Genomic DNA, 23,053 nt, shown 5'->3' with positions numbered 1-23,053 from the left:
TCTGTCACATACAGTTGTCGGAATGCAGTTAACAGTGTCATAAACAAAAGGTGAAGGTTAATCTGTAGGGTATAACTTACCTTAGAGTTGCTTGACCTCTAGCTTCGATGGATCTATCACACTCATGACTGAACTGACGCTACGCCTACAAGAGGGAGATACCGAAACCACGATCGCAGTTGACCAAGATGTATTTACAATTGGTCGTTTGCCGGAATGTAACTTGTACTTACCTTTTGGTGGAGTATCCCGCACCCATGCTCGCCTAGTAAAAACGGCTAACGGTGTGTGGACTATTGAGGATCTGGGCAGCAAAAACGGGACGCAAGTCAATAAATATCTGGTTAACTATCCCCAAGAGTTACATCACGGTGATATCGTTTGGCTGGGCAATGTTAGCCTGGTAGTGCTGCTCACAACCCCTGTTTCTCAACCTACACCTGAGTATCCCGGAATTTCGGACATTAATGAGCAAAGAACAATCCTTCATAATGTTGAACAATTACAACAGCAATGGATTGCAGCTGATAGCAAAGATGGCAATATCAATAATAAGGATAAAACTATTGCCCGTCTCAAAGATTTAGTTGACATAGCGAAAAATCTTTGTGCAGCCGCATCTATAGAAGAGATTTTTTCTCAGGTGCAGCAAGTAGTTTTTCGTTACCTTGATAGTATCGATCGCTTGGCATTATTAATTGATGTCAATAGTGGCGGCCATTTGGAATTAATGAATGCTGCCACTAGAAATGTTTCCCAACAGAAAAATCTTCCTTCTGATGGTAGTTGGATTAGTCGTAGTATCTGTCAAAAGGTATTTGAAGAAAAAGTCGTCATTCAAACTGGTGATACTCATCAGGATGAAAGGTTTGCTAGCGAACAGAGTATTTTGGTCAAAGGCATTCGTAGCGCGATGGCAGTGCCTTTATGGGATGAAAATAAAGTTGTGGGCGTACTGTATGCCGATGCCAATTTTTCTTCTTACCATTGGGCAAATGAAGGTGAAGAAGAATTGAGTTTTTTCTCAGCTTTAGCAAATCTTGTAGCTTCTAGCGTACAGCGTTGGTTATTAGTAGAAAAACTCAAAACTGAAGAGATGATTCGTCACCGACTAGAACGCTATCATTCTCCAGCAGTTGTACAGCAGTTGATATCTGTAGGCGGATTACCGGGTGGTCGTTTAGCTCCCGCTGAGAGCGAAATCAGCATTTTGTTTGCTGATTTAGTTGGCTTTACGGCAATTTCTGAAAGGTTAACACCAACAGCGATCGCTCAACTATTAAATAATTTATTTGAAGAAATGCTAAAAGAAGTGTTTAGTTGCGGCGGCACTTTAGATAAATATATTGGCGATTGTATTATGGCATTTTTTGGCGCTCCAGAACCGCAAGCAGATCATGCCGATCGCGCTGTTACTGCTGCCAAGGGAATGCTCACTCGTCTCGAACATCTGAATGCCAATGGTTTTTGGCTAGAACCTCTGCAATTACGGATTGCGATTAATAGCGGTAAAGCAGTGGTGGGAGATGTCGGTAGTTCCCAAAGGGTAGATTATACGGCATTAGGCGCAACAATTAATCTTGCTGCTCGGATGGAAGCAGTTTGTCCTCCTAGCGAATGCGTGATTAGTGAAGCCACCCATAAAATGCTTTCACAACCCTCAGACTTCCAAGAAATGGGAGATTATCGTTTCAAAGGTATTGAGCGATTAGTTAAGGTTTATCAGACAAAATTGCAACCAGTGCCAACAATCATTGCTCCAATCATGAATCTTTAGGGATTGGGCATAATGGGGAATAGGAAAAAATCACTAATTATGAATTATGTTAGAGGCTTCCAAATAAAAAATATCTAATACCAATTTTAAATTTGTTCTATCTAGCTTTCTTAATTTTGAATTTTGAATTTTGAATTGCTATGTATAGCTGTGACAGCCTCTCTCTTACGAAAGGTTGAATATCCTGATACTAAATTTAGCTGACTATGCCAGCGCGAAAAATTTGCTCTGCTGTCAAATTAAGCTCTGGAAATGTTGGCGACTCGATGCGGTCATCTCCTCGAAACTTACTAACGCGATACTCACCTTCTTCTAAACAGCAAACCGAAATAGTAGATTGTTTGGGCTTGCCAATAAATTCTCTACCGCCCAATGCAGCATAATCTACAATCCAGTATTCATGAATTCCCATTTCTTCATAATCAGCATATTTTTTCAGATAATCATCACGCCAGTTTGTACTTACCACCTCAATTACTAAAGGAATTGATACTGCTTGAGTAACAGTTGATTCTTTTTTCCACCGAGGTTCATTAACTAAATTAGGGAGATTTAGGAGTAATACATCTGGCGAGTAAGCTGATTCATTTTCAAGTGGTTTTACTAATACTGTTTTTGGTATACCATATGGCAGGCCAAGGCGACTATATTCTAAAGTGATTTTTGTAGATAAAAATACAACAATCTCTTCATGACCGCCTGTTGGTTGCGGCATTTCTACTACTACCCCATCATATAGCTCGTAACGTTGTCCTGTGTTATCTGGATATTTAGCAACGAATTCATCGAATGTAACTACTTTGCGTAAGACTTGAGTCATGGCTTGATTCCTCAATTGTGCAAATTATAGCAACTTTACTTCTATTGAATTCATCAATATTAATACTTATTATTTAGTATATTTTATTTCAAAAATAATTGCAAAATTGTAATATTTAGCAACCAATTCTGGGTTATAAGACTAGAATTTGGGTGTAGCTTCCAGAATTGATCTGTGTAACACTAGGAAGCCTACCGAAGCTATTTTTTAACGGGAGGTCAGGTAATGGCGATCGCCACCATTAATCCCGCCACTGGGGAGACGCTTAAAACCTTTGAGGCGCTCAATAATGCAGAAATTGCCGCTAAACTTGATTTAGCCGATCGGACTTTTGAACAGTATTGTCAGACTAGTTTCTCTCAACGATCGCAGTGGCTTTCAAAAGCTGCTGATATTTTAGAGCAAGACAAAGCAGAATTTGCTAAATTGATGACTCTAGAAATGGGTAAGCCATTTAAAGCGGCGATCGCAGAAGTCGAAAAATGCGCCCTTGTCTGTCGCTACTATGCCGAACACGCCCCTGATTTCTTGGCTGATGTCAGTGTAAAAACTGATGCTAGTCAGAGTTTTGTACGTTATCAACCAATAGGTGCAATTCTCGCGGTGATGCCGTGGAACTTCCCCTTTTGGCAAGTGTTCCGCTTTGCAGCACCAGCCCTAATGGCGGGGAATGTCGGCTTACTCAAACACGCTTCCAACGTGCCACAGTGCGCCTTGGCAATTGAAGATATTATCCGACGGGCAGATTTTCCTGAAGGTGCGTTTCAAACTCTATTAATAGGTGCTGCCAAAGTTGCCGATTTAATGGCTGATGACCGCGTAAAAGCTGCTACCTTGACTGGAAGTGAACCAGCAGGCGCATCCCTCGCCGTCGCCGCCGGCAAACAAATTAAAAAAACAGTTTTGGAATTAGGAGGAAGTGACCCGTTTATTGTGTTAGAAAGTGCTGACTTAGAGACAGCAGTTGTCACAGCTACTACAGCACGAATGTTAAATAACGGGCAATCATGTATTGCAGCGAAACGTTTTATTGTCGCAGAAGCGATCGCAGACAAATTTGAAAAATTGCTTTTAGAAAAATTTGAGGCGCTAAAAGTAGGCGATCCCATGCAACCAGATACCGATTTAGGGCCACTCGCAACACCTGGTATTCTCCAGGATTTAGACCAACAAGTGCAACGTGCTATTAGCAGCGGTGGTAAAGTCCTCACCGGTGGACATCCTTTTTCAGATCGTCCTGGAAACTTTTATCCGCCAACGATTATCATAGATATCCCCACCGACACACCAATTGCCAAAGAAGAATTCTTTGGCCCGGTAGCCTTGTTATTCCGGGTTCCAGATATTGATGCAGCCATTAAACTCGCTAATGACTCACCCTTTGGCTTAGGTGCAAGTGCTTGGACAACCAACGACCAAGAGAGCGATCGCTTAGTTGAAGAAATCGAAGCAGGTAGCGTGTTTATCAACAGTATGGTCAAATCCGATCCTCGGTTGCCCTTTGGCGGCATCAAGCGTTCTGGATATGGCAGAGAATTGAGTATTCAAGGTATACATGAGTTTGTCAATGTTAAAACCGTGTGGATTAAATGATTAGTCATTGGTCATTGGTCATTAGTTATTAGTCAAAGAACAAAAGACAAATGACAAAGGACAAATGACAAATGACAAAGAACAAAAGTCTTATTCGTTAATAGAGTTGTTGGAAAATAAAATGAATACAGCAGAGTTATTGGTGCAGTGCCTAGAAAATGAAGGAGTGGAATACATTTTTGGACTTCCTGGTGAAGAAAATCTTCACGTTTTGGAAGCGCTAAAACATTCTTCAATTAAATTTATTACGACTCGTCACGAACAGGGTGCAGCATTCATGGCCGATGTCTATGGACGCTTAACCGGAAAAGCCGGAGTATGTCTTTCTACTCTTGGCCCTGGGGCAACCAACTTAATGACTGGGGTAGCGGATGCTAATCTTGATGGTGCGCCTTTAGTGGCGATTACCGGTCAAGTGGGAACAGATAGAATGCACATCGAATCTCATCAATATTTAGATTTGGTGGCAATGTTTGCACCTGTTACCAAGTGGAATAAGCAGATTGTCCGACCAAGTATTACACCAGAAGTAGTACGGAAAGCATTTAAGCGATCGCAATCTGAAAAACCTGGTGCAGTTCACATTGATTTGCCAGAAAATATTGCAGCCATGCCCGTCGAAGGCAAACCTTTGCGTAAGGATAATAGCGAAAAAACTTATGCATCTTTTGCTAGCATTCGGGCAGCAGCTGCCGCAATTTGCCAAGCAGTTAACCCATTAATCTTAGTCGGAAATGGAGCAATTCGCGCTCATGCCAGTGATGCCGTAACGCAATTTGCTACCTTGCTGAATATACCTGTTGCCAATACTTTCATGGGTAAAGGCGTGATTCCCTACACACATCAACTAGCTTTGTGGTCAGTGGGATTACAGCAAAGAGACTTCATTACCTGTGCCTTTGATAACACAGATTTAGTAATTGCGATCGGCTATGATTTGATTGAGTTTTCCCCAAAAAAATGGAATCGGAATGGTGAAATTCCAATTGTGCATATTGGGGTAAATCCGGCAGAAATTGATAGTAGTTATATTCCCAACGCTGAAGTTGTGGGAGATATTTCCGATTCCCTCTATGAAATTTTAAAATTAGCAGATAGACAAGGCAAACCCGATCCCTTGGCTATTAGTTTAAGGCCAGAGATTCGGGCTGATTACGAACAGTATGCCCATGATGACGGATTTCCGATCAAGCCGCAAAAGTTAATTTATGACTTACGCCAAGTGATGGGGCCAGATGATATCGTCATCTCTGATGTTGGCGCACATAAAATGTGGATGGCTCGTCATTATCATTGCCATAGTCCCAATACTTGCATAATTTCCAATGGCTTCGCAGCTATGGGTATTGCAATTCCTGGCGCTTTAGCAGCAAAACTGGTTCATCCCAAGCGCAAAGTCGTTGCTGTCACAGGCGATGGCGGCTTTATGATGAATTCTCAGGAATTAGAAACAGCCTTGCGTGTTGGTACGCCTTTTGTCACGATAATTTTCAATGATGGTGGCTATGGGTTAATTGAGTGGAAGCAAGAAAATCAATTTGGCAAAGGAAACTCATCCTTTGTGCATTTTAGTAATCCTGATTTTGTCAAATTAGCCGAAAGCATGGGTTTAAAAGGCTACCGAGTTGAATCGGCTTTAGATTTGATTCCCACTTTGAAAGAGGCCCTCGCTCAAGATGTACCCGCCGTGATAGATTGTCCCGTAGATTATCGGGAGAATCACCGCTTCAGTCAAAAAGCCGGCGAGTTAACTTGTGCGTTGTAAAAATTAGAGGCGTGATTAATCGCGTCTGTATACGGTTCGGTTAAAGGGGAAAGGGGAAAGGGGAATAAAAAACCTTTAAACCCAAACCCAGTACCCTTTTCCCCAAACCCTATTCTGAGTTCAAAATGCTTATCCGAACTGTATTGCAACGTCTTGTAGAGAGGAGGAACGACGAAGCAATCCCAGCCGCAAGCGAATTTGAATGCGATCGCACCAAGGAAAAGCATAGCACTTTTAGCTTTTGCGAATTGATGGCGATCGCATTCAGTAGTAAGTTTGTACTTGATAAACCGCAACTTGAGTTAATAGATACCCTTAACCATCCTCAAAAATTCTAAATTTCAGCACCTGCTTTCGCTTCAGTACCCATTGGCCCAACATAATCACGGAAAAGAGTAATCTGCTGCTCAAAGTCTAATCCTTGAATTTTGCCAAACAAAGCTTTAGCTTCAGAAGGAAGTTGATAATCATCAGGTACAGGAATGATAGTCCCATCATCCATCCCTTGAGATAATCGATACCAAAACAGGAGTTTTGTGGTATCACCCAAAGAGCCATATTCACGAGAAATTTGGGTATCCGCTTTATTAATCAAATCACGCTGAACTTGTAATTGTTGTTCGTGAGATAATTCCTTAACTTGATTAAATAAACCTTCGGCTATTTCTGGAGAAACAGTACTGGCTCCAGGAGCAGCTGGAGTAATTGAACTTCCCATTTCTTTATAGATAAACCAAAACAAAGCAAGTTGTTGATCTACATTTAAGTTTTGCCAAGCTTGAACGTGTTCGCGAATAGTTGGATCGTTGGTTTGTGTGTATGTCATGATTAATTTCAATTGCAATTACTTATTTATTCTTAAGCAATGTTACCAAATGTATATTTGGAGTTTTACCCTACTGAAGACATATGTCTTAAAATCATAAAGAAGATCGTTCAAAGCCACAATAATGCTTGACAAGTGCCAAATGAAATAGTTGGCAATTAAAAGTCTGCTGCCAAATTGAATAATTGTTAAAAGCTATTTCCCTGGATAGATGTTATTTTTATTGTAATTGTGCAAATCCAGTGATAGCGAGTTTGCGAACATTATTAGTAATTACTGAAAAGGGGAAAAGGTTAAAGGTTAAAGGGAAAGGAAAAATTCCATTCCTTTACCCCTTTCCCCTTTGCCCATTCCCCTCTTCTTCATAAATGAAGAATCGTTAATCTTTATTTTTACGGGTTGCGTTGGCGTAGCCCGCCGCAGGCATCGCTCTTCATAATTCAGTTTTTCTTATTTTCTTAACTGTCTTAACTGTCATTGCATTTTTTTGAAGATAGCTGGAAAATACAAACGTAATATTCAGAAGCACGGAAAGAACCCATCTTTAAAAACTATTATTTGCCAATAATGCAATTATATCAATCAATTCTATTTTTTGGAAGAAGGAAAATTTGTGAATTCATTCAACGAAAGACAAAGTTACATACTAACACAAGGTCAAGGCATTTATTTATCTGGTAATCCCGTTAAAACTGAAAATTTTTCTATTCAAAAGACCCTACGCAGTGGTGGAAAAATCCGTTTCAAAATTCGTTATTCTGCTGAACTACAGGGTTTCTGTCTGCTAGAAATTTTTCTAATGAGAGCACAAAATGGGACACTAACTGCTAGCATGACTATCCCTAATAGTGGTTCTACAGCTAGTTTTCAAGAACAAGAGCAAGAATTTGGTATTTGGGAGCCAGAAGATTATTACTTCTTTTTCAAAATGTCTTCCAATAATGGAAAATTTTATATCGAGAATTATCAGCTTTATTGGTCAAACAATTAATTATTTTTCGTTGGAAACCTTGTTTCTAATCCCTAGAGAATCGCAAGATAGGGGATTAAAGGAAGCCAGCCATTACTTGAACCTCAGAAAAAGAGTTTGTGACAGTTTGTTCTCAAGCACGTTTTTGCAATGATTCATATTCAAATTCAGCAACACCTAGTTGTTTTCTAAAGTAAGCACGGTAGAGTTCACAACGCGGTAAGATGCGATCGCTTTCATAAGCGATCAAACCCAAGCTTTCGAGCTTATGAGCGTCAATGGGATTGAGAGAAATACTTTGCTTTGCCGCTACAACGTCAACATACGCCTTTACTAAACTAGGATTTTCTTGTAAAATTGCCCAGTGTCGCCATAGATGATAGCGATAGATACCGCCGTTAGCGATCGCATCTTCTATCAGTTCTTCTAAGGTCATTCCTTGACAGCATAGATAATATAAAGCAATCCGAATCAGTGCTGGATGTCCCCCTACAAGAGACATTAGTTGCTTAACTTCGTTATCAGAAGTCCAATCTAAACCATGTCGTAGGGCTAAGTATTTTACTTGATGGGCAGTAAATTCTGGCAGACGGATCGGTAGTCCAATATTAAATGGAGAACGGTTGATATCCAGCGAGACATATACTTCTGTGGAGTAAACTACTACTAGTCTGAGTTTCTGTAAGTTGGAATCTTGTCGTGCTTCTTCATACCAAGAGCGCAACAAACCAAAGAACTCTGGAGCAATTTCTGGATATTCAAAAAAGCGATCGACCTCATTTAACACTAAAACTACTGGATTTTTGCACTGCTTAAGCAAATAAGATTGCAAATATAAATTGCAACTTAACTTACAACCTATTTCTTTATCCCAGTTTTCATCTAGCTTTGGTTCAATGCCTAATTCTGTTGCAATTTGCCAACAAAAAGAACGCAAAAGTTTATTTAAGTCTGTCAGACAGCTTGAATCGATTTGGTTGCAATTCACATTCACCGAGCGATAACTTTGCATCTTGGCAAAGGCTAACAGCCGCAGCACAAGAGAACTTTTTCCCATTTCTCTTGGTGCTCGAATCCGGATCACACAGCCTGGTTGAATTACTTCTCGATAAACAAGTTCCTCGATGGGGGGACGATCGACATAGAAGGGGGAATCTACAGGTACTGGACCATCTGGGTATGACCAAAGATTTTCGAGCTGGTTGTGGTGTTGAGTCGCAAAAGAATCTAAGGATAAAGACGGAAATAATTTTCTTTCTCCTGTATCTAAACTCATTGACAGAGTTGGAGAACCTTCACTACGATCCGGCTCACTCAGGATTGCATAGTCTTCGCTGCATAATTCTAGGTTAAAGGCGCTAAAGCACAATTTCAAGGTTTTTTGATCCACGCCTGTATTCAATGACCATAATCGGTTTAGAGTTTTGGTAGATACCTTCATGCGATCGCCTAAATCTTCTAGAGTGAAGCGATGTCCATTGTTTTCTACCTTTTCTATAGCCAGAATTGCCCTTTGTAAACGCTTCAGCCCAGCGATCGTTAAGATAAGTCCCCGCTTTCGTGTACTCTTAGATTGCTTCATATCATTAATTATCTATCTACTTTTTTCTGACCGTCTTAGCTATCTCTTCATTGTTTCATGTTTTTAAGTAGTTATTGAACAGTTACTTACCCGTTCTTAAAGTCTTTTTCAGCTAGTAAAAAAATATACATTTATATTTGAAAATAGTTAGATGGGTAGGTATAAATAAACGTCACTACATCAATTGCCATTTTTGCTATTTCTATGGAAAGGTGCAGACATTTCTGTATCAAGCATCCTTTACCATTTGCAAATAAAAAATTGGTAATGTGAGTGGCAATTATCAGGGTATGTCTGTATCAAGCATCCTTTACCATTTGCAAATAAAAAATCACAAGCCTTAATAGCTCACTTTATTTATACTGTTTAATTAAGTGTTATAAAAATTACACCGTAGAAGTAGGAGAGGAATGGAAGTGAGGTATTTTGAATGCAACACGCAGTAGGGGCGCATAGCTAACTATGCGCCCCTACTAAAGACTTATATTTTAGGCAACTGAGAAACGCTATAATCTTTCATCAAGAAGAGTAAGCGTGTTACCCAAGAAGTATTTGAAGACTTTGTTGATTTATTACCAACGTCTCTATGCGTAACTAATTTATTGGCGAAAAGTTATTACTACTTGCTGCCAATAGGATATTCTGACGCATTTAGCGTGCAACTTTGTTTGTGATATTTCTGCCCGCCTTTGCCGCACTATCCCCTACGTCACTAGCAGTTTCTTGAGCGCCCTCTACATACCCAGATCCAAATTCTTTAAAGGCTTCTCCTGACTGTTGCCCAATCTTCTGAAGTCGTTCGCCAGGAGAAGCTTCTGTTTCACGAGCGTCTTTAAACCACTGCCCTACTGTTTTCGGTCTTTGAGCATCATTCTGCTCTACCTGTTCACGAACTCTCTCTTTTAAGCCTTTGTCATTTTGCCCATCACTAACATTCGTTGTCAGCATTAGAAAACCAACTAGGACAACAGCTAAAAAACCTTTGATCTGAAGTCCTTTAAGCAAGGAATTGATGTGACTAATCGTCCTAGAAACCAAATTTATCATGCCAATTAACTTATTTTTTGGAGTACTAGTAAAGACTAACTATAAAAAGGCAATCATCCTTCTAGCAAAAGGCATATCTTAGTTATAAAAAAGAAAGGCTTATTCAACCCTGGGGAAGAGAGAACTTATTTACGCTCTTTTGTGGATCTGAAAAAATACAATATTTGTAAATTGGGTTGAACAGAGTGAAACCCCCAACAAAAGCAAAGATTCTTGGTGTTAGGTTACTCTGCGGGAAGCCTCTTTGTGTCTACGTTCGTCAACTAAAGCTACACCTGTATTTATAAAAACTAGTCACAACAAGGGTTTATTATTTTTATCTGTCAAGATTTCTAGTCTGTTATTTGGCATATTCACCTAACTCTGTCCTTAACAGTTATTCGATGTTAGATAATTTTGTATCAAAGTCTACCCCTGGCTCTTTCTCAACTGTTGTTAGCCCATTACGGAAAAGTATTATGCTCAAAAAACTACAACAATTCAAAGCAATTATGGCTTATAAAAACTCAGAAAATTTGGGTGATATTGCCATTCTTGAATCCGAGTTCTTTGGTACTAAAGTTTCTTCAATAGTTGCTTCCAAACTACAACCAATAGTAGGATATTATCCCGCAATTGATTTGAACCAATTAAGTTAATATCCTCAAGGCTCCTTTGGGCGAGAATATGCCAACTATATGCAAGCAAATCAACTAAAACCATTAAACATCAGTCCTGAACTAGAAGACGTTGCCAAGCGTAATCTATTTGCTCTGCGATATTTAGTTACCCACGATATTTTTCATGTATTGCTTGATTTTGATACCACCTACGCAGGAGAAACTGGTGTACTTGCTTTTGCTGCTACACAAAACTACAGTAAATCACTTCAAATCGGTTTGTGGTTGGCTAGATTGCTCTATCCCATCTTGGCTTTCCAACAAACCAAAGCAATTTTCGCCAACCTAGCAAAAGGGCGAGAACTAAGTAAAAAAGCTGATTTTATGTTGGGCTACCGCTTTGAAGATTGTTGAGAAGAACCAATTTACTATGTGAGGAAACGTTTGGGATTAGTATAAATTTACCTAATTCATCTGAAAAGAGCATTTTATTGGTAAATAACAGCTTTTTTAGAAGTTTCACTCTTTGTTCATAAATCATACTTGAGTTTTCTTCGGTTCCCAAATGTAGCACTAAATACATTTTTAATGCTACATTTGGTTTTTAATACAGATAAAGATAAAAAACATATATCTATAGTTAGATAAATTACCTATCTTAAGATATAGATGCTTAATAGATTATTCCTAAAGAGCTACTAATAACAATCATTAGTCAGACAATTTTTAGGCTAGAGACAAAGTTTTGTCTAACTGAGTGGATTTATACCGTAATTCCTCGATATTTGAAGGGCTTACAGACGAAAAACTACTCAAAATTTTTTCTCCAAACGAGAACTGCTTCAGGTGGAAAGCCAAAGTATGAAATACTGGATAAGAAAATTAGCAGTCTGTATAGTAGTACTGTATAGCTTGTTGCTATCAAATGATTATGCAGGAGCAGAAGCAACCCAACTTTCAAATACTTCTAATATTGATGTGCAGCAATTAAACGCACTGCCAGTAGTTGAAAACGTAGCAAGTGCTGACAATAATATTGCTGAAATTAAAAAGGAGGATTTTTGCCGATTTAATGGGATTGTTAATCGAATAGATAAACTAGAGGGATTCTTTACACTTTATTGCAACGAGGATTCGGGAAAAGTTTTTTTAGAACTGAAACCAGAGCAGCTAAATAAAGATTACTTAGCTATAGTGACATTGGAATCAGGAATTGGGGAAAGTGGGATTTATAGTGGATTACCTCTTGCTGATTTTATATTTTATTTCCAAAAAGTAAATAATAGATTGCATTTTGTTGTGCGGAATTTAAAATTCCGTACAGATAGTATACCAGAACAGCGATCGCTTGCTCGCTCATTTAGCGATTCAGTCCTTTATTCACTCGAAATAGCTACTATCGATCCAAAAAGTAAAAATATTCTACTCGACCTGAATGGACTGCTAATGCAGGATTTACCTGGATTAACTCCTATATTAAAATATTCTTTACAAGCTGATTACCGCTTAGATGTACGCAAATCATATTTTGGTGATGTTAACAGCTTCCCAGAAAACGTAGAGATTGATTCGATTTACGGTTTTTCATCACTAGAAGGCTCAAATTTAATCGCTGTACCCGATAGCAGGGCACTCACTCTAAAGGTACACTACAGTTTTTCTCAACTGAGAAAAAACAATGGTTATATTCCCAGACTTGCTGATGACAGAGTTGGATATTTTACTACTACTTTCCAAGATTTCTCTAATAATAATGCTCACGAATCATTTGTACGTTATATTAATCGCTGGCATCTAGAACCATCCAATCCTGATGCTCTCTTATCTCCACCCAAAAAACCAATTGTGTATTGGATTGAAAATGCTGTACCACTAGAATACCGCGATGCGATTCGTGAAGGTGTTTTGATGTGGAACAAAGCATTTGAAAAAGCTGGATTTCAAAATGCCATTCAAGTGCAGCAAATGCCAGATGATGCTGATTGGAAACCAGCAGATGTACATTACAACACCATTCGCTGGTTCAATTCTTTAGATGCAGGTTTTGCCAAAGGGCCGATGCGCGTCAACCCATTCACTGGGGAAATATTGGATGCAGATATCATTGTGGATGCCAATATGGTGCGTTTAGTTCAGCAAGAATATCACACACTGATGGAAGCAAATTCATGTCAAGAAAATACCAAAGGACGTGAAGATACGGGAAAATTCCTGGATAGATTTGCGTCATCTTCCTCTGCTCACTTTTTCTCCTCAGAGTCTTGCTATGGTATGGAATCTTCAAATCAAGCAGCTATGGGGGCGCTGGCGTTGTCAATGTTGCCAAACAATACATCTAGTAGTGAAACGATGAAGGAGTATGTGCATCAATATTTGCGTTCTCTCATCACTCACGAAGTCGGGCACACTCTGGGTTTGCGCCACAACTTTTACGGCAGCACCATGTTAGCGCCAGAAGAATTAAATAATACTGAAATCACTCGCACCAAAGGTTTAGTGGGTTCGGTGATGGACTATGTACCTGTGAACATAGCACCACAGGGAGTACAGCAAGGTGACTATTTCCCCAGAGTTATTGGGCCTTATGACGAATGGGCAATTGAGTATGGTTATAAAAAATTTCCAGTAACAGCACTTGAGGTAACGATTCCAGAATCAGAAAAAAGTTTTTTAGACCAGATAGCCCTAGCGTCGCCTCAACCAGAATTATCTTACGCAAGCGATGAAGATATTTGGGACATCAATCCTTTAGCAAATGTCTGGGATATGAGTAGTGATGTGCTACTGTATTCGCAGTGGCAAATGGATAATGCTCGTTTTATGTGGCAGCGTCTCGATCGGGGTTATCTATCGAAAGCCAAAAGCTATAGTAATCTACGCCTTAAGTTTAATAAAGTACTTAAATATTATTTTCGGAATGCCACTTTGCTTTCTAAATACATTGGTGGACAATCGTTTCGGCGTCTCCATACCAGTAATGATGCTTGGGCATTTGTACCAGTTTCACTTTTAAAACAACGCCAAGCATTGACAAAGTTGCAAGAATATGTATTTGCAGATGATGCTTTTAGTTTTTCACCACAATTGCTCAATCAACTAGCACCGTCACGTTGGGAACACTGGGGTAGTTCTGCACCTAATAACCGCCTTGATTATCCAATTCACGATCGCATTTTGAGTTTTCAAAGTATGATATTGCGATCGCTATTAGACAGCGATCGCCTGAATCGGTTACAAGATATAGAATTAAAAACTCTGCCTGGAGAAGCGCTTTCCATACCAGAACTGTTCGACACCCTGCAAACAGCCATCTGGACAGAAATTTTCGCCCCCGGAGAACCAAAGCCAATTTCGAGCATCCGGCGTTCATTGCAACGGGAGCATCTGAATATTTTGTTACAGATGATGCTGGGTACTACTAATACACCTGAAGATGGTCGGACATTGGCTTGGTATAAATTGCGTCAACTCCAAAAAGCCATTGATGTCAAACTCAAACAACTTGGCGAAAGCTTTGACGTTTACACCTTAGCTCACTTAGAAGCTTCTGGCGATCGCATTACTAAAGCATTAAACGCACAATTACTTTCTAAATAGTCATTTGTCATTTGTCATTTGTCATTTGTCATTAGTTATTTTCCCCTGCTCCCCTGCTCCCCTGCCCCCCTGCTCTCCTACTCTCCACTTAACCAAGATACCGTTGCAATAAACCAATGAAAACTTCTGGTATTTCCAAATGAGGTAATATTCCGGTATCTGCGATCGCATAAAAATCTTGAATTGCCCTTGGATTTAGATTTGCCAAGCGTTGTCCTAATTTGATGTCGGTAAATTGTGCTTTTTCTCCCCAAAAAATGACGGTGGGAACTGTCAGTTGTTGGATATATAAACTCAGATCGAAGTAAAGATCGCCTCGCAAAAATGCTAAAGCAGCAAACTTGGCATTAGGTTGTTGTGCTGAGGTTAAATAAGCCTCCACCATTTCTTGAGATACTCGTTGTGACTTAGCAAAGAGAAAACTTTGTAAAAAATTTCGGACTGCAATTTCATTTTCAGCACCAAGCATATAAATAAAATTGTCCAACAGAGGCGCATTGATTACCGAAAGCGGAAGTCTGCGTCCAGCACCCTGCCCAAAATCATCAAATCCAGAAGGGGAAATCAAAAACAGCGCTTTGAATAAATTGGGTTGAACAATAGCTAGGCGAATAGCAAAAGCAGCTGTGAGAGATGAGGCTACCACTGTCACCGGCTGGCGACAAGTTTGGATGATAAACTCTGCGATCGTGCTGAGATAATCCCTAATTTTATAATCCCGCACTGGATGGGCCGACTCTCCCCAGCCGATGAGATCGGGAGCTAAAATGTGGTAATTAGAGGCAAAAGCTGGGTAAACTTTAGACCATTCATAGGCAGACGCTCCCCCACCAAAGTTATGGAGAAATAGTAGTGGAGGTAAATCTTCAGTGTCAGCAATCGTCCAAGGTGCATTCGTTTGGGTATAGTAAACCATTGCCCCCAAGAATGTATGAATGACTTTATGCCCAAAGCCAGGAGGTTGAAACTGAAGCATAAAATTAAAAAGTTTAGTTTATTTGAATTTGCCTACAGTCAAACTAATTCAGGAGTCAAAATACATCTGTCTGAATAGTTATATAGCAGAATTCAGTCCTTCTGAATTCAGAAGTAAAACAGGCTTTCAACCTGGCTTTTAAACTTAGATTGTGTACCTCTCTAAATTGAAATTCGCTGTATCCATTAGACTTGATTCTTTCTAAATTCTAAATTCTGACTCCTAGATGCTGAATTCTTGCAATTCATAATTCATCATTTACCCTTGCTTTTTCTCGGCATCTCCTGTGATTTGAACAAGTTGATGAAGGTTATCGCCACTAATATGATATGCTCCCCCAAAACCAACTACAAAGCGGCCTTCACTTGGAGTTAATCGGAAAATCCGAAAGTCAGATAAGCCGCGCAACACCTCGATAATTTCACCAAACCGCCCTTGAAATTGCTCAACAATTTGATTCCAATTGTCAGTTTCACGTTCTATCAAAGTCGCCGTACAATCAAAACTCAAACGACGACGGGCAAAAATTAGATTACTTTTAGCTTCATCCTCGATAAACAAAACACTAACATGAGGATTGGCATAGAGATTTTTGGTGTGAATCGAAAGACCACTAACGTAAATGTAGATATTCTTGGAATCATCTATTACAAAGGGAGCATAACTAGCATTGGGTATTGCTTGTGCGCTTACAGTGCTAATAATTACACTCTCAAATGCTTCAGGGAACTTTTCGTACTCAGCTTGAATGTTTTCAAGTTGACTCATAAAGTAGATTACCACGCTTATTAGGAACACCTAATTAAGTATCTTAACGTGATTGAGCGATGTCTACGAGGAGCTACAGTTACGCATGGAATGCCCAAAAAATAAAAGCGATCGCTTTCTTTAACTCAAGAGCGATCGCTAATTTTTAACTTACAGAATACAGCTTAAGCAGCAACAGGTTCCAACAATTTAATGTCAGAGAAAATAAATTCCTGAGTAGAAAATTGTCCTGCTGTCTCGGTGCGAATCTCCCGACGATTTAGGATGAAATAGTCACCAACTTTTTCATACTCATCAATAAATTCGCTTCTACCGCCCTTCTGTTCCCCAGTTTTGGGGTCATGGTACACAGAGTCATAGGTATGGGACAGGTAGCCTTCCCCGGTATCGTGACTGCTAAAGGTGTCAATGGTAACGTAAGTCCCGTGGATTAGACGGTGAACATGGCAGACTTCATTATTGCGGACTTTGTATTTATCGCCCTCAGCCTTACCACCCATTAAAAGCTCAACCGCACCTGTTTCGTCAGTTTTACCATAACTAAACGTATTGGCGCTGTGAGTGTCTTCAAAGCTGCGGCGGACGCGGTGAATTGCTATCTCCCAGGCTTGACCATGAATTGCTTTTTGGGCTGACTCATCATCTACATCCAAAACTTCGGCTTTGAGATTGGCACTGATGATAACTTTGCCTGTAAACACTTTACCATCATGCTTATAGGTAATATTTGCAGTATAACCAGGGAAATTCTTGTCCCAAGTATAGCGGTTTTCATAAGCAGCCCGGAAAAGTTCCTGAGCAGAGAGTTGTGTAACTGTCATGTGCTTCTCCTAGTCGCTACTGTAATTAGCGTTTTAGTTTCCTTGGTATTAGCATAGAAGTAATTGTTGAGGCTTGGATAGTCCCCAACTGGGTACACTTATGGCTAATTCTCTACACGCTGTATTTCATGCGATCGCTAATGTCCAGAATGAGCAAGAATTAAGACTCGCTCTCACAGATAAAATTAGCGAGCATTTTGGCGTGCAAAATTGGGGTATTTATCTTTTAGATGAGCAACCAACCACTGAGATTAATCTTTCAGGCATTCCAGCAGTATGCTTAGAGAGCAATCCAGTGGGACGCTATGTAGTTGAGCGTCATGCTCCCGCCCACGAACAGTTATTATTATCGCCAGGAGACTGGAAGCATTTTTGTTCGCGTTCCGACCACGAACACGTGATGACCGGGCCAATTGTTTGCGATGGTCGTCTTGTCGGAACCCTTAACTTGGCTCGTGACAAGGGAAATCCTGCTTTTAATGGTAACGATTTAGCTGACTTGAGCGCTTTATGCATTCATTTGTCAGCAAAAATGGCAACCCTACGAACAAAACCCAAAATATCCAATTCTCTTTTAGTTAGTCCTTTGACAGCGCGTGAGTTAGAAATTGCCGAGTTAGTGGCACAGGGGTTAACGAATGCAGAAATTGGAGAAAAACTTTGGATTACGCAAAATTCCGTCAAACAAGCCTTAAAGAGGATGTTTCGGAAGTTGAAGGTTTCGGCGCGTGCAGAAATGGTGGCAAAGCTACAAGATATACAAGTTTCTTGAAGGAGGTAGAAGCAGGAGGCAGTGCATTGGTTTCAGTAGTGCTGAGTGCTGTACATGGATAGCGGGGCGTTTAGCCCGTGCAGAGTATAACCCCATAGTTGAAATAAGAACGTATTTTTTCTTGCACTACGTGTCCTCGTGAACAGTGACCAGTGACCAACCGATTCTTGCTGATATAGCACAAGCTGTGGTGGTTAGGACATCAACAGACGATAAAATTTAGACACAAAAAGGCTTTTCACCCAGTCCCCAGTCCCCAGTCCCTTGCTATAACTGATAACTGTTATCTCAGCATCGCTAACAGCACCGATCATAATAATCCCTCCAATTCTGCAAACTTACGCAAACGCGGTAAACATTGGCGTTGATAAAAACTGCTTAATGTCGGAATTGACAACCTAAATTCCTCAGATAAATCTTTCCAGCTAACTTCTGGGGGTAAGCGTTTGAGAATTAACACCTGACAATTCACATCTGGACGCCCTTTAATGTAAGTACCGCGCAGTTCCCCATCCGAATCTGTCTTGGCCCATATCTCCAACTCTTCCAAAATCGGAGGTGCTTGGGGGGTAGCTTGTAGGTTATCTACAGGATCGATAGTTTCACTTGTTCCACCGGATGTAGACTGACGAATTCTCAGAGGGACTGTTGTGGCCTGTTCTCGGTTTTGCTTAAGGTAAAAGTCTTGTAGTCTCCGTTTTAAATAAGCATTCAGCCAGGTGATCACACTGCCATAATTTGGATCGTAGATTTGACCTGTCAAACCTTCACAAACATTGCGACAGAAATACAACCAAGTTTGTTGTAGTGCGTCTTGATAGTAGGGAGTAGTTTCCCTCCAGAGTCTATTTGCTGTCAAGCGAATAATTTGCGTGAGCAGCTTCTGACGCTGAGGGCTTCCAGGTTGGTGTCCACAGGCTTCTGTAACTAAGCGGCGTAGCTGTTCATCGAATTGAACCATGACAATCTTGGGGAAGAAAGCAAGAATATCTTAGTATTGCGTATAACAACACCCGAAGAATTACCTTTCGTCAAGATAAGTAGAAGGAGTGGAAAAAATCAAACTATGTTAATAAAAGTAAAGTAGGCTAAAATCCTCTTTCTTCCTGTCTCCTACAGACGCTCTTGCTAGCTTGCAACTCTTACAGAGTACGCGGACTCGCTCTAAGCTTTGCCATGCCGTTAGCGTTGGGGTTCAGACTGGTAGTCAAATTGGAAAAAAACCCCAAATTCAAAGTTAAGGAATGAGAAAATGCGGACTTTCCTTTTGATCTGGTTTGGACAGCTAATTTCTCTGATTGGCTCTGGATTGACTAGTTTTGCGCTACGAGTGTGGCTGTATCAGACTACTGGTTCATCAGTACAATTTTCTTTAATGTATGTAGCTAGAATAAGTTCCATCGCCCTAAAAGGTTATGTGAGGAGTATTTTTTGAATTAACCTTACTCCCCACTCCCCACTCTCCTTAATATAATCCCAGCCAGGATAGGACATTTTCCCACCAAGAATATTGCAGATTACCTACACTCAACTTCATTTTGTTGCGAATGTCTTGGATTTTCCAGTTGGTTAGTTTAGCTAGAGTTTGCGCTTCTTGTTCAAAACGTTTCGGTAAAGACTGCTTATATTGTCTGCCAGCCTGACATTTAAGTTCCCCTTGGAACGGATGTTGTAAAACATAACGTCCTTGAAAAGATTCACTGTTGGCAGTTTGTTGAAATATCAAGTCTTCAGGGAATTTGTCGCGGGTATAGCGAACATGCAATCGAGAGATGAAGACGTTACTACTAAAAGAGGGACGACGAAAACTAGGTGGTACTGGCACATTACTTGTAGAATTATCATCTAGCCAAAATACACCTGCTTGCTTGAGTTCTTCTGGAGTCAGGGGTTCGGCGGAACAAGGATCGCAATTACCCATATCCCAAGCGTATTCTAAAAAACCAACTTTTCTGTCTTCTTTGGTGTAGACAGTTTGAAACATGGATTTGTAGAATTCACCAAATTCATCTTTGACAAATAAGGGAATGTTCGCGTCGGAGGGAATTTTTACCGTCCGATAGTTAGTGATTTCTGCTTGTCCTTGGGGCGAGAGAATGTAGACAATTAAATCTTGCTCTGTCGTAGCATTGATCATGCCTAAACGAATTGGCAGCATGAATTTAGGTGATTGGTAAGAAATTTGTAGCGGACGGAGAAACTGGTAGCCAGATTGCTCGAATTTATCTAAGTTGACTTTAGCAACAAAGAATTTCATTGAGGAGCGAATATAAGGCTGAAGTAACTGTTTCGCACCTCTGGGGATTTTGTAGCCATTGCGTTTAAGCCAAGTTTCTAATCCACCAGATTCTTTCGCACTGAGGATCGCAATGTCGTATTCGCCAACGTTGAAACGTGCTTCAACCGTCACACCTAAACTAGCATCGCCCCTTGCATTCCCCGCCTCACTTCTCGGTGCTACTGGCGCTGGTGCTGCTGATAATTCTCTATCGTCAACTGGGGCACAAGGATCTGGGTCAAAATATTCTACCAATCGCGGCGCACTAAAAGCATCTAGACGCTCGATAATCTTAGGTTCAGTGACGCGAACTTGCTCTTTTTGCAGTACCGTTGGCACAGGTACTACCATTGCAAAATCTTTGACTTCGCCTTGAAAATCATTTGCCATTGTCATGACAGTGCGATCGCCATCCCGCGCGATCGCCACCTGAGAAGATTTGTTATACAGTTTTGTATCAGCTTTGGCTACATAAAATCCACAAAATGCCCAAGCTGCGGGTGCAAAGCATAAAACAGCTACAATTGCTAACAATAATGGTGTTAAAAGCCGAAAAAATTTCATTATTTTATATCTCTACTTCTTTAGTGCTGAGTGCTGAGTGCTGAGTGCTGAGTGGTGAGTGCTGAGTTAGGAGTTAGGAGTTTGGAATGCTGAGTAAGAAGTTCCCCCTACTCCCCCTGCCTCTCCTGCCTCTCCTGCTTCTTCATCTTTCTCTTGCCAAGTAAACCTTGGGGCTAACCAGAAACCATCTAGGAGGATGCTCAACGGTGCAAGGGCAAATAGCGCCCAGAAAACTGCTGTGGAAACAAAGAAATAATTTCGCAGGATAAAAGTTAATCCAGCGATGCAAACTGCCCAAACTACACGCCCAATTCGGGAATTAGGAATCGATCGCGGATCGGTAATCATAAATAGGGCGAATAGCAGCAAAGATCCACTCATCAATCGATGCCAATAAACATCCCAAGTCCAACCCAGCCAGAAATTACGAATGGCTTCCAGCAAAGAGTAGGAACCTAAAAAAGCTGCTGTGGTGTCCCAGCGACCGATGCGCTGCAAAATCATGCCGCCAGTACCGAAAAATAATAGCCCATACCACCACTCTTCACCCCATTGTCCTGGTGAAACCCAAGCATCGGGGGTGAGAATCAAGGCAGATATGATGCCAAAGTTGGCAGGATTGAAGAAATGCTTATCGCCGACTCGGAAGATAAATTTGCTGGCGATCGCAATTGCTGCGGCTATTGCCATTGTTGTCCAGTGGTCAGCCCGCAACAGTAAACTCAGTCCCAGTGAGGTAATTAAAGCACTGCGAAAATTTGGGCTTTGTCCTACCCTGCGGGAAGCCGCTAGGGCGTCTATGTCATTTGCTAATGACCAATGACCAATGACTAATGACAATATCCATTGAGTTGCTAGACTTGTGGCGATCGCTACCCCAATCAATTCTGGTCGCAGCGTCCAATCTCGTGTACTGATTCCCAAGACTAGGAACAAGCCGAGAAATAGTATTTGATAATCTCGTATATCTTTGAGCAACATTACCCTTTTATTCAGGGATTCCCCGTAGATTTCTCATCAATTTAGACGAGTACTAGGTAAAATAGCATTGCTGTTACAGATTTTGTTACAAAATAAAGCATTGACAGACCAAAGCGATCGCTCTGCTGTTTGAACTTAAAGATAATCAAAAAAGGTAGGGATGCGATCGTATCCCTACCTTTTTCAAGTTAATTGACCGAAGTATGAAGATATGGAATAAAAGGAAAAGATTTATACCAACACAACATCCAGATTAACTGAGAAGAAAGAAGGTTTGTTCTCAATGGTGGCGAATTGATACCCTGCGAAGAATAAGTTACCATTAGTGCTGTTGTAGCTGAACTGGTTGTTAGAGCTAGCACCAAATGCAGACTTGGAAATCTGGATTTTGTCACCCTCTCTCCACTCGAAGTCTTTGATGATATCGATACCTTCAAATTTGCTATTGAAGACAAACTTATCTGCGCCAGCACCACCTGTGAGTACGTCAGCACCATAACCACCAACGATGAAGTCATTACCTGCTCCACCGTTAAGAACATTATTGGCGCTACTACCAACAATCGTATCGTTGCCAGATGTACCAATTAAATTCTCAATGCTGACTAAGGTATCGGTGAGAGGAGAATTTCCCGGAAACTTAACTACACCAGTGGAAAGGTTGGCATCAATGGGGCCAGAGAAGAAAGCATAAGATGTGGTATCAGTTCCAGTACCACCATCAATGGTGTCAAAGCCAAAGCCACCAACGATGAAGTCATTACCCGCTCCACCGCTGAGAAGATTATTGGCATCATTACCAACAATCGTATCGTTGCCAGCTGTACCAATTAAATTCTCAATGCTGACTAAGGTATCGGTGAGAGTAGAATTTCCCGGAAACCTAACTACACCAGTGGAAAGGTTGGCATCAATGGGCCCGGAAAAGAAGGCATAAGATGTGGTATCAGTTCCAGCACCACCATTAATGGTGTCAAAGCCAAAGCCACCATCGATGAAGTCATTACCCGCTCCACCACTGAGAACATTATTGGCATCATTACCAACAATCGTATCGTTGCCAGCTGTACCAATTAAATTCTCAATGCTGACTAAGGTATCTGTGAGAGTAGAATTTCCCGGAAACCTAACTACACCAGTGGAAAGGTTGGCATCAATGGGGCCAGAGAAGAAAGCGTAAGATGTGGTATCAGTTCCAGCACCACCATTAATGGTGTCAAAGCCAAAGCCACCATCGATGAAGTCATTACCCGCTCCACCACTGAGAACATTATTGGCATCATTACCAACAATCGTATCGTTGCCAGCTGTACCAAT

General features: G+C 40.7%; 19 protein-coding genes and 1 pseudogene. 9 read left to right on the top strand and 11 right to left on the bottom strand.

The features are described from left to right. Window positions 1-124: 124 nt before the first annotated feature. Window positions 125-1,777: an adenylate/guanylate cyclase domain-containing protein gene (locus tag RMY32_RS20040; protein ID WP_322712164.1), complete on the top strand. Its 1,653-nt coding sequence runs from the start codon at window positions 125-127 to the stop codon at window positions 1,775-1,777. 196 nt (window positions 1,778-1,973) lie between these two features. Here RMY32_RS20040 and RMY32_RS20035 read toward each other — a convergent pair whose 3' ends face one another. Beyond that, window positions 1,974-2,597, bottom strand: coding sequence for a Uma2 family endonuclease (locus RMY32_RS20035; protein WP_322712163.1), 624 nt, complete (start codon window positions 2,595-2,597; stop codon window positions 1,974-1,976). 225 nt (window positions 2,598-2,822) lie between these two features. Here RMY32_RS20035 and RMY32_RS20030 point away from each other — a divergent pair, with 225 nt between their 5' ends. The 3 genes from RMY32_RS20030 to RMY32_RS20020 all read left to right on the top strand — a co-directional run bounded on the left by RMY32_RS20030 (window position 2,823) and on the right by RMY32_RS20020 (window position 6,293). Next, the gene (locus RMY32_RS20030) at window positions 2,823-4,190 is read left to right on the top strand and encodes an NAD-dependent succinate-semialdehyde dehydrogenase (RefSeq protein WP_322712162.1); all 1,368 of its coding nucleotides are present in this window, start codon (window positions 2,823-2,825) and stop codon (window positions 4,188-4,190) included. Window positions 4,191-4,311: 121 nt separating this feature from the next. Continuing rightward, complete coding sequence (locus RMY32_RS20025) at window positions 4,312-5,955, top strand: acetolactate synthase large subunit (RefSeq protein WP_322712168.1); 1,644 nt, start codon at window positions 4,312-4,314, stop codon at window positions 5,953-5,955. A gap of 125 nt (window positions 5,956-6,080) precedes the next feature. After that, complete coding sequence (locus RMY32_RS20020; RefSeq protein WP_322712161.1) at window positions 6,081-6,293, top strand: hypothetical protein; 213 nt, start codon at window positions 6,081-6,083, stop codon at window positions 6,291-6,293. On the opposite strand, the gene RMY32_RS20015 is transcribed toward RMY32_RS20020, so the two are convergent. Then, entirely contained in the window at window positions 6,290-6,781 is a 492-nt protein-coding gene (locus tag RMY32_RS20015; RefSeq protein WP_322712160.1) for an orange carotenoid protein N-terminal domain-containing protein, read from the bottom strand. The two genes, RMY32_RS20020 and RMY32_RS20015, sit on opposite strands and share 4 nt — an antisense overlap. A 595-nt stretch (window positions 6,782-7,376) precedes the next feature. Here RMY32_RS20015 and RMY32_RS20010 point away from each other — a divergent pair. Further along, entirely contained in the window at window positions 7,377-7,772 is a 396-nt protein-coding gene (locus tag RMY32_RS20010) for a hypothetical protein (protein ID WP_322712159.1), read from the top strand. Window positions 7,773-7,884: 112 nt separating this feature from the next. On the opposite strand, the gene RMY32_RS20005 is transcribed toward RMY32_RS20010, so the two are convergent. Together RMY32_RS20005 and RMY32_RS20000 are read right to left on the bottom strand one after the other, a co-directional pair. Beyond that, the gene (locus RMY32_RS20005; protein ID WP_322712158.1) at window positions 7,885-9,333 is read right to left on the bottom strand and encodes an AAA-like domain-containing protein; all 1,449 of its coding nucleotides are present in this window, start codon (window positions 9,331-9,333) and stop codon (window positions 7,885-7,887) included. 651 nt (window positions 9,334-9,984) lie between these two features. Next, window positions 9,985-10,380: a hypothetical protein gene (locus tag RMY32_RS20000; RefSeq protein WP_322694965.1), complete on the bottom strand. Its 396-nt coding sequence runs from the start codon at window positions 10,378-10,380 to the stop codon at window positions 9,985-9,987. Between the two features lie 383 nt (window positions 10,381-10,763). On the opposite strand from RMY32_RS20000, the gene RMY32_RS19995 reads away from it, so the two are divergent. From RMY32_RS19995 to RMY32_RS19985, 3 genes and pseudogenes are all read left to right on the top strand, one after another. After that, complete coding sequence (locus RMY32_RS19995; protein WP_409883506.1) at window positions 10,764-11,018, top strand: hypothetical protein; 255 nt, start codon at window positions 10,764-10,766, stop codon at window positions 11,016-11,018. Between the two features lie 12 nt (window positions 11,019-11,030). Next, window positions 11,031-11,393, top strand: a pseudogene (locus RMY32_RS19990) (Coq4 family protein); the annotation flags it as partial. A 447-nt stretch (window positions 11,394-11,840) separates the two neighbouring features. Next, a complete protein-coding gene (locus RMY32_RS19985; protein ID WP_322712156.1) occupies window positions 11,841-14,576 on the top strand; it encodes a zinc-dependent metalloprotease in 2,736 nt (911 codons plus the stop codon). A gap of 88 nt (window positions 14,577-14,664) precedes the next feature. Here RMY32_RS19985 and RMY32_RS19980 read toward each other — a convergent pair whose 3' ends face one another. The 3 genes from RMY32_RS19980 to RMY32_RS19970 all read right to left on the bottom strand — a co-directional run bounded on the left by RMY32_RS19980 (window position 14,665) and on the right by RMY32_RS19970 (window position 17,141). Continuing rightward, window positions 14,665-15,552, bottom strand: a complete 888-nt coding sequence (locus RMY32_RS19980) for an alpha/beta hydrolase (RefSeq protein WP_322712155.1) — start codon at window positions 15,550-15,552, stop codon at window positions 14,665-14,667. Between the two features lie 258 nt (window positions 15,553-15,810). Continuing rightward, the gene (locus RMY32_RS19975; RefSeq protein WP_322712154.1) at window positions 15,811-16,320 is read right to left on the bottom strand and encodes a HugZ family protein; all 510 of its coding nucleotides are present in this window, start codon (window positions 16,318-16,320) and stop codon (window positions 15,811-15,813) included. 164 nt (window positions 16,321-16,484) lie between these two features. Next, a complete protein-coding gene (locus tag RMY32_RS19970; protein WP_322686836.1) occupies window positions 16,485-17,141 on the bottom strand; it encodes a DUF3386 domain-containing protein in 657 nt (218 codons plus the stop codon). Window positions 17,142-17,241: 100 nt separating this feature from the next. On the opposite strand from RMY32_RS19970, the gene RMY32_RS19965 reads away from it, so the two are divergent. Beyond that, window positions 17,242-17,913, top strand: a complete 672-nt coding sequence (locus RMY32_RS19965; protein ID WP_322694953.1) for a LuxR C-terminal-related transcriptional regulator — start codon at window positions 17,242-17,244, stop codon at window positions 17,911-17,913. A gap of 310 nt (window positions 17,914-18,223) precedes the next feature. Here RMY32_RS19965 and RMY32_RS19960 read toward each other — a convergent pair whose 3' ends face one another. The 4 genes from RMY32_RS19960 to RMY32_RS19945 form a co-directional block, all read right to left on the bottom strand. Continuing rightward, window positions 18,224-18,874, bottom strand: coding sequence for a sigma-70 family RNA polymerase sigma factor (locus RMY32_RS19960; protein ID WP_322688123.1), 651 nt, complete (start codon window positions 18,872-18,874; stop codon window positions 18,224-18,226). A 504-nt stretch (window positions 18,875-19,378) separates the two neighbouring features. Continuing rightward, window positions 19,379-20,755, bottom strand: a complete 1,377-nt coding sequence (locus RMY32_RS19955; protein ID WP_322712153.1) for a DUF2330 domain-containing protein — start codon at window positions 20,753-20,755, stop codon at window positions 19,379-19,381. 66 nt (window positions 20,756-20,821) lie between these two features. Beyond that, on the bottom strand, window positions 20,822-21,736 hold the full coding sequence (locus RMY32_RS19950) for an RnfABCDGE type electron transport complex subunit D (RefSeq protein WP_322712152.1): 915 nt from the start codon (window positions 21,734-21,736) through the stop codon (window positions 20,822-20,824). A 231-nt stretch (window positions 21,737-21,967) separates the two neighbouring features. Further along, window positions 21,968-23,053 (bottom strand): calcium-binding protein (locus tag RMY32_RS19945; protein ID WP_322712151.1); only part of this gene is annotated, 1,086 nt, incomplete at its 5' end.

Origin of the sequence: Nostoc sp. ChiSLP03a (assembly GCF_034531215.2) — a bacterium.
Classification (GTDB): domain Bacteria; phylum Cyanobacteriota; class Cyanobacteriia; order Cyanobacteriales; family Nostocaceae; genus Nostoc.
Note: the sequence above shows the minus strand (reverse complement) of the source record. Positions and strands in the feature narration are given on the sequence as shown.

Bases quoted from the DNA above. Each gene is read 5' to 3' on its own strand.
- RMY32_RS20040 (WP_322712164.1), top strand. From the start codon at position 125: ATGACTGAACTGACGCTACGCCTACAAGAGGGAGATACCGAAACCACG.
- RMY32_RS20035 (WP_322712163.1), bottom strand. From the start codon at position 2,597: ATGACTCAAGTCTTACGCAAAGTAGTTACATTCGATGAATTCGTTGCT.
- RMY32_RS20030 (WP_322712162.1), top strand. From the start codon at position 2,823: ATGGCGATCGCCACCATTAATCCCGCCACTGGGGAGACGCTTAAAACC.
- RMY32_RS20025 (WP_322712168.1), top strand. From the start codon at position 4,312: ATGAATACAGCAGAGTTATTGGTGCAGTGCCTAGAAAATGAAGGAGTG.
- RMY32_RS20020 (WP_322712161.1), top strand. From the start codon at position 6,081: ATGCTTATCCGAACTGTATTGCAACGTCTTGTAGAGAGGAGGAACGAC.
- RMY32_RS20015 (WP_322712160.1), bottom strand. From the start codon at position 6,781: ATGACATACACACAAACCAACGATCCAACTATTCGCGAACACGTTCAA.
- RMY32_RS20005 (WP_322712158.1), bottom strand. From the start codon at position 9,333: ATGAAGCAATCTAAGAGTACACGAAAGCGGGGACTTATCTTAACGATC.
- RMY32_RS20000 (WP_322694965.1), bottom strand. From the start codon at position 10,380: ATGATAAATTTGGTTTCTAGGACGATTAGTCACATCAATTCCTTGCTT.
- RMY32_RS19995 (WP_409883506.1), top strand. From the start codon at position 10,764: ATGTTAGATAATTTTGTATCAAAGTCTACCCCTGGCTCTTTCTCAACT.
- RMY32_RS19985 (WP_322712156.1), top strand. From the start codon at position 11,841: ATGAAATACTGGATAAGAAAATTAGCAGTCTGTATAGTAGTACTGTAT.
- RMY32_RS19980 (WP_322712155.1), bottom strand. From the start codon at position 15,552: ATGCTTCAGTTTCAACCTCCTGGCTTTGGGCATAAAGTCATTCATACA.
- RMY32_RS19975 (WP_322712154.1), bottom strand. From the start codon at position 16,320: ATGAGTCAACTTGAAAACATTCAAGCTGAGTACGAAAAGTTCCCTGAA.
- RMY32_RS19970 (WP_322686836.1), bottom strand. From the start codon at position 17,141: ATGACAGTTACACAACTCTCTGCTCAGGAACTTTTCCGGGCTGCTTAT.
- RMY32_RS19965 (WP_322694953.1), top strand. From the start codon at position 17,242: ATGGCTAATTCTCTACACGCTGTATTTCATGCGATCGCTAATGTCCAG.
- RMY32_RS19960 (WP_322688123.1), bottom strand. From the start codon at position 18,874: ATGGTTCAATTCGATGAACAGCTACGCCGCTTAGTTACAGAAGCCTGT.
- RMY32_RS19955 (WP_322712153.1), bottom strand. From the start codon at position 20,755: ATGAAATTTTTTCGGCTTTTAACACCATTATTGTTAGCAATTGTAGCT.
- RMY32_RS19950 (WP_322712152.1), bottom strand. From the start codon at position 21,736: ATGTTGCTCAAAGATATACGAGATTATCAAATACTATTTCTCGGCTTG.